The organism is Corynebacterium sp. UMB8791 (assembly GCF_054166365.1).
In genome coordinates this window covers 1-305 of the sequence record NZ_JBSZCG010000094.1, presented here as the reverse complement: position 1 = coordinate 305, position 305 = coordinate 1, and the positions used below count along the sequence as shown (strand labels likewise).

General features: G+C 59.7%; 1 protein-coding gene. It reads right to left on the bottom strand.

Features of this window, described 5'->3' with window-relative positions:
- Positions 1 to 305 (bottom strand): HisA/HisF-related TIM barrel protein (locus ACXIUA_RS02605; protein ID WP_457976053.1); only part of this gene is annotated, 305 nt, incomplete at both ends.

Sequence of the window (305 nt, the reverse complement as noted above, 5' to 3'; positions counted from 1 at the left end):
AAACCAGCCTTTCACCATTTCTGGTGATTTCACCGCGGTGGAGCCAACCACCACGCGCGCAACGCCCGCTTCCAGTAACGCCGCCACGTCTTCTTCGCTACGCACGCCGCCGCCAACCTTCACCGGAACGTTAACGCCCGCCACCAGGGTTTTAATCAGCGGGATTTGACGTTTTGCTGGATCTTTTGCCCCGGTCAGATCCACCAGGTGCAGCACTTCGGCACCCTGCGCGGCGTAATCCTGCAATCGCGGCAGCGGGTCGTTACCGTAATCGCGTTGTTTGCCGTAATCGCCCTGATGGAGAC